At 41.8% G+C, this 11,812-nt stretch carries 8 protein-coding genes; all 8 read right to left on the bottom strand.

Annotation, left to right across the window (positions count from 1 at the left end):
• Positions 1 to 16 precede the first annotated feature (16 nt).
• Entirely contained in the window at positions 17 to 316 is a 300-nt protein-coding gene (locus tag CLV38_RS00190; protein WP_106189959.1) for a L7Ae/L30e/S12e/Gadd45 family ribosomal protein, read from the bottom strand.
• The gene (gene rnpM / locus CLV38_RS00185; RefSeq protein WP_106189956.1) at positions 306 to 602 is read right to left on the bottom strand and encodes an RNase P modulator RnpM; all 297 of its coding nucleotides are present in this window, start codon (positions 600 to 602) and stop codon (positions 306 to 308) included. Before rnpM ends, CLV38_RS00190 begins: the two co-directional genes overlap by 11 nt.
• Before the next feature lie 22 nt (positions 603 to 624).
• Positions 625 to 2,058: a transcription termination factor NusA gene (gene nusA, locus CLV38_RS00180; protein WP_106189954.1), complete on the bottom strand. Its 1,434-nt coding sequence runs from the start codon at positions 2,056 to 2,058 to the stop codon at positions 625 to 627.
• A gap of 38 nt (positions 2,059 to 2,096) precedes the next feature.
• Entirely contained in the window at positions 2,097 to 2,567 is a 471-nt protein-coding gene (gene rimP / locus CLV38_RS00175; RefSeq protein ID WP_106189951.1) for a ribosome maturation factor RimP, read from the bottom strand.
• 290 nt (positions 2,568 to 2,857) lie between these two features.
• Positions 2,858 to 4,033 (bottom strand): GerMN domain-containing protein, encoded by a 1,176-nt coding sequence (locus CLV38_RS00170; protein ID WP_106189949.1) that lies wholly within the window; start codon positions 4,031 to 4,033, stop codon positions 2,858 to 2,860.
• Between the two features lie 347 nt (positions 4,034 to 4,380).
• A complete protein-coding gene (locus CLV38_RS00165; protein ID WP_106189946.1) occupies positions 4,381 to 8,712 on the bottom strand; it encodes a PolC-type DNA polymerase III in 4,332 nt (1,443 codons plus the stop codon).
• 91 nt (positions 8,713 to 8,803) lie between these two features.
• Entirely contained in the window at positions 8,804 to 10,516 is a 1,713-nt protein-coding gene (locus CLV38_RS00160; RefSeq protein ID WP_106189943.1) for a proline--tRNA ligase, read from the bottom strand.
• 24 nt (positions 10,517 to 10,540) lie between these two features.
• Positions 10,541 to 11,809 carry an RIP metalloprotease RseP gene (gene rseP / locus CLV38_RS00155; protein WP_106189940.1) on the bottom strand — a complete coding sequence of 423 codons (1,269 nt, stop codon included), beginning with the start codon at positions 11,807 to 11,809 and terminating at the stop codon, positions 10,541 to 10,543.
• Between the last annotated feature and the right edge of the window lie 3 nt (positions 11,810 to 11,812).

Raw genomic sequence — 11,812 nt, 5'->3', positions numbered from 1 at the left:
CACCTTCCCATTCATTTTACAGCAACTTTTGAAGGGAATGCACAAAGCCTTTATCTAAAAGGGCGCATACTGTTCGTTCCTTCCCTAAAGCATGAGAGACTTCTTCTCTGGAAAAAGTCGTTACAATGGGTACATTGTAATGCTCACACTTATTCAAAAATTGCTTTCTGGTGTTCTCACTTGCATCTGAGGCAACAATGACTAACTTTGCTTTATTTGATCTGACAGCCTGAAGAACCAATGTTTCTCCGGATATCAGCTGATTGGCTCTTTGAGAGAGACCAATCAGATTCAAAGCTCGCTGATTACTGCTCATTTTCAATTTCCATTCGTGCCTGTTTGTACTCAATGTAATCAATCAGTTCGTCATAGAATGAATCATCAACTGATGCATTCAGTGCCTGACTGATCAGTTGTTTTTCTTTAGCTTTCTTAACTAAATCACTGTCTAAGGATATATATGCCCCTCTACCGTTTTTCTTACCAGTAGGATCGATGGATACTATACCTTCTTTGCTGCGTACAATACGTACCATCTCTTTTTTAGGCTTCATTTCATTAGAAGCTATGCATTTTCTCATTGGTACTTTTCGATTCTGCATAATTCCCCACCTTAAGTTTACTTTACTCTTCATCACTATCTTCATCGTTAAAAGTGGCATCTTCAACTTCACTCATTGAAGCATCTGTTACCTCTTCATCTTCTTGACCATCTCTGGCTTCAGCAAATTCGATCAAATCTTCTGCATCATCCGGATCAAGTTCTCCACCCTGGAAGTCTGTTTCAAAAACAGGTTCACCAGGCTGATCATCCATTTCACTGACCTCTTCTGCCAGGACAGTAGAGTCTTCTGCATCAGTTACTTTTTCCGCATTTAATTCTTCAACTGACTCGTCTTCTTTATCAGCAAAAAGCAGGTCTTCATCTGTTAAGATGTCGACTTCTTCTGCAGCTGACTCATTATCAGTGCCCAATGCGTCAAAGAATGAATCATCTTTTAATTCTTCTGCTTCCTGTTCCATTGATTCCATATCAGATTCAGACTTGATATCGATTTTAAATCCAGTCAGTTTAGCGGCCAGACGGACATTTTGTCCTCGTTTCCCTATAGCTAACGATAACTGATAATCGGGAACAACAATCACACATGAATGCTGATCTTTATCAAACTGAACTTCCAAAACCTGTGCCGGGTTTAATGCATTTTTGATGTAAACAGCTGGATCATTGTCCCATTCGACGATATCCATATTTTCACCATTTAACTCATTAACGATCGCCTGTACTCTGGCTCCTCTTGGCCCAACACATGTTCCAACAGGGTCGACATTTTCATCTCTGGAAGCCACAGCAATTTTAGATCGGTCTCCCGCTTCTCTAGCTATTGAAATGATTTCAACGATACCATCGTAAATTTCAGGAACTTCCTGTTCAAATAATCGCTTGATCAGGTTTGGGTGTGTTCGACTTACAAACACCTGAGGCCCTTTTGTAGAGTTTTCTACATTACTCACATACACTTTGATACGGTCATGAGTAGCATACGTTTCATTCTCGATCTGATCACGCTTAGACAATACAGCTTCAACTTTACCTAGATTGATATAAATGAATTTACTGTCCTGACGTTCTACAGTTCCTGTCATCAAGTCATCTTCATAGGCGATATACTCATTGTATATGATTGAACGTTCTGCCTCTCGCATGCGCTGCATGATGACCTGTTTGGCCGTTTGAGCAGCAATACGCCCGAAGTTTTTCGGTGTGACTTCATATTTAATTTTGTCGCCGAGTTCGTAAGCTCTATTTTTTTCTCTCGCTTCATCCAGACTGACTTCCAGTTGAGAATCATACACATCTTCGACTACTTCTTTAACCTGATTAACCGTAATGGTTCCTTTGTCTTCATCGAAAAGAACTTCGACATTCTGTGATGTACCATAATTACGTTTATAAGCAGATACTAGTGCAGCTTCTAACGCATCGATCACTATTTCCTTGGAAATGCCTTTTTCTTTTTCCAGTGTTTCAAGAGCAGCGGCCAATTCTTTACTCATGTTTTAACCCCTTTATTCAATTTTTCAGTAAACCTAAATTAGAACTCTATTGCATGTCTTGCCTTAGTCACATTCGCTTTAGGTATTTCGATTACTTTCGTACGTGTCTTGATTTTCACTTCTAATACCAGCTTGTCCCCATCGAATGCTTTCAGATGTCCTTCGTAAGCATCAAATCCTTCGAACTCGCCATTTAAAGCTACATATATATACTTATCTACAGCTTTATAAAAATCTTCGTCTGATTTGATCGGTCGCTCAGCACCTGGAGAAGATACCTCCAGATAATAAGCATATGGAATAGGATCAGGTTCGATCGCATCCAGTGTTTCGCCTACTTTCTCACTAAAGGCTGCGCAATCATCCAGATCTATGCCAGTATCTTTATCGATATACAACCTTAAAAACCAGTTCTTTCCTTCTTTGACATACTCTACATCTACTAATTCATAACCTAAATCATCTGCTATAGGTTCTGATAGTCCTCTTACTTTGTCTATTATGCTCAAACAGGTCACTCTCCTCTCAAATGAGTACGACTTTTCGCAGCATTCGTCAAGGCTGTGAAAAAGAGTGAGCGGATTCGCTCACTCTTTACACGGTCTATCTCGCTCGATTCGTCTACTAGTGTACCATAGATACAATATCAAGACAACTTTAAGACGCGTCATTTATAGGGTGAGGATGGCGTTACACACAAGCCTGTTTATTCATGGGAGTTATTTATTTCCCCTCAGTTTTTAAAGTCATTCACGCATGGCATTTATTCGCCATTTACATACTATATAATTCAGCCTGATTATGGGCTTTCCTCTATGATGACATTTTCAAAATCGGGCTCTAAAACCTCATTCTCCTCGAATGTTATATGACCGCTTGTATAAGGGCCTCCATCGATGGATAGCGCGACTGATGGTATGCTTCCGTACAATTGAGAGACTGTATTGACGATACCTTGAATAATCAGCGATTCGATCCCGGATCCTGCACTGGACTCATCTATAAATGCCTGATTTATATCCAGTTGGATGACCCCCTGCGTATCGAGGTACATTGAATTGATTTGTGCATTCTCAGTAAACAAACCACTCTCTCTTAGTAAATCAGTTAAAGGATCTATCTGATTTTCATTTGTATATAAATTTAGGGTCACTTGCTGCTGTATTAAACTCATTCCCTCTGCATCCAGCGGATATAATGTAATTTCTCTCATTTCCGGAACATCTTCATTTATTTCGATTAAGGTGACTTCTGAAGGATCAGCACCCTCTTCATTATAAGCTATTGTCTGCTGTACAAGACCGATCCCTTCTGCGTAATAATTTATTTCTGTCAGGTCGCCTTGGGTCATCGTAACTTCGATTGATTCAAACGACCCCACTGGCGTTTCTATCATGACCTGAGTATCTGTTATTTCAAATTCTGCATTATCAGAACCACTCCAGCTATTGCCTTCCTCGATAGGCAACTGTAAAACAGGCTGTTCTTCTACAGGTGAAGGATAATCTGTTTCCAGGAAGTTATCTCTAAAGAACGTTTCCTCGCGACTGAATACGTTTACTACGGCATCTTCCTGATGCTCATAAATATTGACTGTTGTGTTCTCATACCCTCGAATAGAAAACTGCTGTGTACTCTCGCTATTAAACTGGGGGTACCGACTGGTGGTGTAACCATCTAACGCTTCTTCTCCATAATCACTCGTATAAACATACTCCACGTTTTCGAGTAGTGGCATCCAGTCCATCAGTTCTTGCGAAACGTTCTCCTCATCTGATATATCCGTTTCATCATTGGTTTCGTCATCTGCCTCAGTAATATCAGTCATGTCGTTTGTATCTTCAGTATTCTCTTCCGGAATTTCTTCTTGGTTATCTTCTTGAGGTGGGTCATCGTTGACGTTATCATCTTCTGCCTGACAACCAGCCAGCAGCAAAAAGCTAGTGGCTATCATCCAGTATTTTTTCTTCAACATGCCTTTTTCCTCCCATTTCTCATTATCCTATCTCTTTTAATCAGCTTACCGCAAACCTGGGCAAAATCCATTTATTTACACTCGACGATTTGAGCTGTTCGAACAGGTATACTCCCCTCGACTATTCATTAGTCTTTATCGAAAAAGTCTGAAAAATCAGCTGAGAACAAATAACGACCCCTACCTTAAAACGCGATAGGGGTCAGTCATTTAAGAGCGGCACTTATTTTCACCGCTCATTATTCTATTATACCCTGTATCTTCGTGTCCCTTCTGATTTCATACTGGGCTAAATTTAAAAGGTACTCAGTTTCACCTGACACTCAACTCATTAAAAGCATCCGGGATCAAATGTCAAATAAAGAAAGCTGGTTTTCGTCAGGTAACTCTTTCAATGCCTGATTGGTCTCTAAATACTCCATGACTGTTTTAGAGACTTTTCCTCTTCTTGACAAGTCTTCTTTAGATAAAAACGGTTCATCTTTTCGTGCCTCGACAATCGCACTCGCCACACTTCCCCCAAGAGATGGAACAGCTCTGAATGGAGCGATCAAAGCATTGTCTTCAATCGTAAAATCAGTCGCATGGGATTTGTCCAGGTCGACCATCTTGAATTCAAAGCCTCTTTCAACCATTTCATTGGCTAGCTCCAGTACAGTCAGCATGTTCTTCTCTTTAGTCGATGCATCCATCCCTTTATCCGTTATTTCTTTCATTCTCGTTTTAATGACATCTTTTCCTTGACACATCGCCTCAAGGTCGAAATCACTTGCTCTGATTGAGAAGTACGCGGCATAGTAAAAGAGCGGGTGGTGCACTTTGAAATAGGCAACTCTCAAAGCCATTAATACGTAGGCTGCGGCATGTGCCTTTGGAAACATATATTTGATTTTAAGACAGGATTCAATATACCACTCTGGAACATCTTCTGCCCTCATGGCTGCCTGCCAGTCATCCGGGATGCCCCGGCCTTTTCGCACGTGCTCCATGATTTTGAAGGCTATATCATCTTCAAGTCCCTGGTGCTGGAGGTAAACCATGATATCATCACGACAGCCGATCACTTCTGCAAGTGGGATGTTATGGAGTCTGATTAGTTCCTCTGCATTTCCAAGCCATACATCAGTACCGTGAGAGAGGCCGGAAATCTGCAGGAGTTCAGCAAATGTCGTTGGATTTGTCTGCTCAAGCATCTGACGGACAAAACGCGTACCGAATTCCGGTACCCCCAGGGTCCCCGTTTTAGAAAAAATCTGCTGTTCTGTAACGCCAAGGACTTCTGTTCCGCTGAAGAGTTTCATGACATCCGGATCATTAGCTGGTATATCGAGCGGATTGATACCGGATAAATCTTGAAGCATTCTGATCATTGTCGGATCATCATGTCCCAGTATATCCAGTTTCAGTACATTGTCGTGGATCGAGTGAAAGTCAAAGTGTGTCGTTTTCCATTTTGATTCCTTATCATCTGCAGGAAACTGTATCGGACTGAAATCGTAGACATCCATATAATCGGGAATGACTATGATTCCCCCCGGGTGCTGTCCAGTTGACCGTTTAACCCCTGTTAACCCTTTAGATAAGCGGTCGATCTCAGCTGAACGGTAATGCAGCTGGTGGTCACGTTCATATCCTTTGACGTATCCGAACGCAGTACGGTCAGCAATTGTGCCTATCGTGCCTGCTCTGAAAACATAATCTTCACCAAATAATTCTTTTGTATAATGGTGAGCTGTGGCCTGATATTCTCCGGAGAAGTTTAAATCGATATCCGGGACTTTATCACCTTTAAATCCAAGGAATGTTTCAAATGGGATATCCTGGCCATCTCTATAAAGCATTGAGCTGCAGTTAGGACATTCTTTTTCAGGCAGGTCAAAGCCGGATCCGACTTCTCCCCCAGTGAAAAATTCAGAGTACTGACAGCCGTCACAACGGTAGTGCGGCGGCATAGGGTTTACTTCTGTTATCCCAGTCATGGTCGCTACAAAACTTGACCCGACCGACCCCCTGGAGCCAACCAGATAGCCGTCTTCAATACTCTTGTGCACCAGTTTCTGAGATATAAGGTATATAACCGAGAATCCGTTCCCGATGATACTGTCCAGCTCTTTTTCAAGTCTGGCTTCTATAATCTCAGGCAGTGGATTACCATACAGGCTATGTGCTTTATCGTAACTCATCTTCCTGACTTCTTCTTCTGCCCCTTCCATTTTCGGGGTGTATAGCTCTTTCTTGACCGGCGTAATGCCTTCCTCAACACGTTCATTCAACTTGTGCGGATTATCCACCACGATTTCTCTAGCTTTTTCTTCGCCGAGGAATGAAAAAGAACTGAGCATTTCATCTGTCGTTCTAAAGTGAACAGTCGGATTTTTTGCACCTGATGAGAAATGAGAATTTTGAGTTTCAAGGAGTATATCACGATAAACAGAATCCTCAGGCTGAAGGTAGTGAACGTTCCCTGTTGCTATAACTGGTATGTCCAGTTCTTCACCAAGAGAAATAATATTTTTGATGATATCTTCGAGATCAGACTCATTGCGTATCAGTTCTCTATCGATCAGATCGCTATATACTTCTTTAGGCATGATTTCCAGATAGTCATAATAATCCGCTTTTTTCTTCGCTTCTTCGTACCCTTTCTGCATCATAGCTTCAAATACTTCACCTTTGGAGCACCCCGATCCGACTATGATGCCTTCCCGGTGTTTTTCCAGTACTGAACGGGGCAGTCTCGGAACGCGGTAAAAGTAATCGATCAGTGATCCAGAGATGATCTTGAAAAGGTTCTTGAGACCTGACTGTGAGCTAGCCCAGAGAGTCACATGACTGGGTCTGGAGCGTTTATAGGAGTCACCTTCTCCCATGAAGTTGTTCAGTTCATCATGATAGTATACATTATGTTCATCCTGGGCTTTTTTTACAAATATCCAGAGCAGGTTTCCGGTTGTCTGTGCATCATAAATAGCTCTGTGATGCTGCTCCAGATTAACTTTGAAGCGTTTAGCCAGCGTATTGAGACGATGGCCTTTGAATGTCGGATTTACAAAGCGGGAGAATTCTAGCGTATCGATTACAGGAAGAGAGGAGGCCGGCATATCATGCTTTTTATAAGCCGTGTTTAAAAATCCCATATCAAATGACGCATTATGTGCGACCAGTATAGTATCACCACAGAAGGCTTTGAATAACTCAAGGACTTCTTTTTCCGTTTTCGATCCTCTGACCATGTCATCTGTGATACCGGTTAGCTGGACCGTTGTATCAGACAGTTTGTGTCCCGGATCAATAAATTCCTGAAATTCTTCGATCACATTTCCTTTATGCATTTTAACGCCAGCTAACTCGATGATATTGTCATAGATAGCAGATAATCCAGTCGTCTCCACGTCAAACACAACATAAGTGGATTCATTCAGATTTAGATGAGCTTCATTATAAGCAATCGGCACACCATCATCTACCAGATTAGCTTCGAGACCGTAAATTATTTTGACCCCGTGCTCCACTCCGGAAGAGTGAGCTTCAGGAAATGACTGTCCTACCCCGTGATCGGTAATGGCGATTGCTTTATGTCCCCATTTTGCGGCCTGTTCAACCAGCTTCGATGCACTCGATATGGCATCCATCTGACTCATATTCGTGTGTGCATGGAGTTCAATTCTCTTTTTGCCGTCGGGAGCATTATCTTCTCTGACTTCATGAAATGTCTGCGCAATATCCTGTACGTTCATAACAAGGTCTCTCATAAAGGTGTCTTCCTGAATGCTTCCTCGCACTTTAACCCACATTCCGGTCTTAATTGCTTCGAACAGACTCTCATCCTGCTCGTTATTAGAGAACCGTTTACACGTAAATGAGGAAGAATAATCCGTGATCTTCAGTAGCAGCAGTTTACGTCCGGATCTCAGTTCTCTTACTTCGCAGTCAAATACATACCCTTCTAAAGTGATACGTCTTTCTTCTTCGACAACATCGATCATTTGAGTAATCTCTTCATTAGCCGGTATAGCTCTACCTAATTTAATCGGGCCGTTATGTCCCCCCTGTTTTGCTTGTGATTTTTTCTTTTCAGCTGTGTCGACCAGTTTTGTATACTCCTTGGCCATCAGTTCATCATTTTCTTCTTTTTTCAGCTGGAATTCCTTAACTTTTTCTTTACTGGCCTCAGCATCCACTATGGGTTTAATCATAAATTCTTTTGGAAAACCGAATGACTGATAAGCCTGACTAATCTGAGGGAGAAACTCTTTATCATATTTTTCTAATACAAGTTCCTGATCAATCATGAATACCCATTTATTTTCTCTAAAAACAGGGAAACCATCTGCCAATACCTGATTACATATAGGCGAATCTACACCACTCGCTTTACAGGCAGAACTCCAGTACTCCTTAACTTTGTCATCTGTCACAGTCGGTTCAGTCGTTTTGATGAAAATATCGACAGCACAAATAGACTGAAACGATTGTCTGATACCATGTGTAAGAGCGAGATAAAGTCTGTACGGTAAAATATTTGGAAATTGAAGAATGATTTCCCACTTTCTTTCTATTTTGAAAACAGTGACCGATTCAACTTCACCTTTATGTATCCACTCTTTATCTTCATCAGTCATTTCAATAGATGTTTGCTTGATCAGTGTCTGAAACAGTTCAGCTTTGTTTAAACTCACGAAAATCCTTCTTTCTGCATTCACTCTTTAGTCGATTATAGAACAGAAAACTGAGACAGTAAATGCCTCAGTTCTCATTTGCTTCATTCAATTATTTTTGATTTGCCATTAATATGTCGATTGTCTGGATCACTTCGTCCAGTTTCGCTTCGACCATTTCACCGGTTTTTCTGATCGTTACTTCAACAATGCCATCCGCCGCTTTTTTCCCGACTGTCAACTGAACGGGAATACCGATCAGCTCGGCATCTGTAAATTTAACACCTGGACGTTCTTTTCTGTCATCGATCAGAACCGCGTATCCTTTTTGTTTGAAATCTTCATACAAACGGAAGCCCAGTTCTTTCTGTTCGTCGTTTTTCATTTGAACAGGAATGATGTGAAGATCGAAAGGTGCAACAGATCTAGGCCATACGAGGCCTTTTTCATCCGCATACTGTTCAGCGATTGCTGACAGTAGACGGCTGACGCCTATCCCATAACTTCCCATAATAACAGAAGCTTGTCTGCCGTTATTATCCAGGACAGTGGCATTCATGGCATCACTATAACGCGTCCCCAATTTAAAGATGTGGCCGATTTCGATCCCTTTTGTAAATGTCAGACTGCCCATACCGTCTGGTGAAGGATCTCCTTCTTTAACATTACGGATATCTGCATATGAGTCGACTGTAAAGTCTCTGTCTGGATTAACATTGATCAAATGCTTCCCTTCCAGATTAGCACCGGTCACACCATTGACAACGTCCTGAACATGAAGATCTGCTATAATTTTTACTTTATCTGTTAAATTAACAGGTCCTACATATCCGGGAATCGATTCAAACAGCGAATTAATCTGATCTTCTTCAGCGGGGACAACATCTTCCGCGCCGAGAGCCATTCTCAGTTTTACATCGTTAACTTCCTGGTTACCGCGAACGATAGCCAGGATTGGTGTTTCCTTATCAGCAATGTATAAGACACTTTTCAGTATCTGTGCTTTAGGCATCTCTAAAAACTCGGAGACGGCCTGTATTGTTTTAGTATCCGGAGTCTCTACTTCTTTCATATCCAGCTGGACATCTGTTTTAGGCGATTTTTTATAAGCGCTCGTTGCCATCTCCAGATTAGCTGCATAGTCGCTGCTGTCTGAATAAACAACAGTATCTTCTCCAGAGTCAGCCAGTGCCATGAATTCTACAGAATCTTTCCCGCCCATTGCGCCTGCGTCTCCGATGATCGATCTGAAATTCAATCCGCATCGTTCGAAGGCATTCGTATAGGCCTGCGCAATCTGATTATAAGACTCGTCTAAACTTTCATAGCTGTCATGAAACGTATAAGCATCCTTCATGATAAATTCTCTTCCGCGCATCAGTCCGAAACGCGGGCGTTTTTCATCTCTGTATTTAGTCTGAAACTGATAAAGCAGTAAAGGCAATTTTTTGTAAGACTTGATTTCTTCACTGATCAGTTTAGCAAAAGTCTCTTCATGAGTCGGTCCTAAAATGAAATCACGATCATGCCTGTCTTTCAGTTTGATCAAATCTTCTCCGTATGTTTCATAACGCCCGGATTCTTTCCATAAATCAGCTGGCAGTAGCGCCGGCAAAAGCATTTCTGACCCATCGATGGCATCCAGTTCTTCACGGATGATTGTTTTTACTTTTTCCATTACTCTGTTTGCAAGTGGCAGGTAGCTGTATACCCCTGAAGATATCTGTCTAATGTATCCTGCCCGTAAAAGCAGCTGATGGCTGATGACTTCAGCATCAGCAGGTACATCACGTAATGTAGGTGCGAATAATTTTGACTGTTTCATTGCGACTGCGGTCTCCTTTGATGGTTAATTTAAAAAGAATGTTTGAATGTCGTTCCATGTAACAAGAAGCATCAGAATCAGCAGGAATAAAACCCCTACTAATGTAATGTACCCTTCTTTTTCCTGGCTGATTGGTTTTTTTCGTATACCTTCTATAATATTCAACAGTAATTTGCCACCGTCAAGTGCAGGAATAGGCAGTAAATTCATGATACCAAGATTGACACTTAAAAATCCGATCCAGCTGATCAGACCGATAACGCCCGCTTGTACCACGGCCTCGGTGGTCGCATATATAGCCACTGGTCCGCCAAGCTGATTCACATTGAACCCACCAGTAAAGAACGAGCCGAGCAGTGTAAAGATTTGAGTAATAATGAATAGTGTTTCAGTAAATCCGTAAGTCAGCTTGGACGACAGACTCTCATCCAAGTAGGACTGAATGCCAATTCTTCCAATCGTTTCGGTTTCGGCATCAAATGCATTGGGCACGATTTCTTCTTCAACTGTTTCATTTGATTCTTTTTCAATCTGGAATGTGAGAGACTCTTCAGGATTTTCCTGTATGATGGTCACCATTTCAGTCCATGACTCTACTGGTTCATCATTGATTGAAATCACTCTGTCGCCTTCCACTAGATTCGCTTCTGCGGCTGGCGATCCTTCCTCAACAGCTCCGATCAATGGCTCGGAACTCGGAACACCGCCCTGGATGAAAGCCAGCAATGTAAACGCAACAATAGCCAGTATGAAATTGTTCATCGGTCCAGCAAAATTAGTCAGCATTCGATTACCAAGTGAAGCGCTTTGGAATTGTCTGTCTTTCGGCGCAATCTGCAACAGTGTGCCGTCTTTCTCGACTAATAACGCATCCCGGTTGACATTGTAAACTTTCTCAGTGTTATCAAACCCGATTCTTCCGGCAATAAACAAGTCGTCATCAAAATTGAAAGACGTTACTTCCATCGGGACGGTTTCCAGTGACTCTTCATGTCCTTGTAAGTCTATTTTTTCAACCTTTTCGTACTCATCTAATGTCAGCTGTACTGACATGCCCGGACGGATATCGGCTTCTTCTTCATACCCTGCCATACGGACATATCCCCCAACCGGAAGGAGCCGGATGGTATAAGTTGTTTCCCCTTTACGGTGATGAAAAATTTTCGGTCCAAATCCGATTGCAAATTCCCTGACTAATATGCCAGCTCGTTTAGCAAAATAAAAATGGCCAAATTCATGAATAATAACAATTATCCCAAATACCAGTGCAAAAGCAAGTATAGTCTGAATCATAGG

The organism is Alkalibacterium olivapovliticus, from assembly GCF_003003275.1.
GTDB lineage: Bacteria > Bacillota > Bacilli > Lactobacillales > Carnobacteriaceae_A > Alkalibacterium > Alkalibacterium olivapovliticum.
The sequence above is the reverse complement of the archived record's forward strand: the minus strand, read 5'-3'. Positions and strand labels throughout refer to the sequence as shown.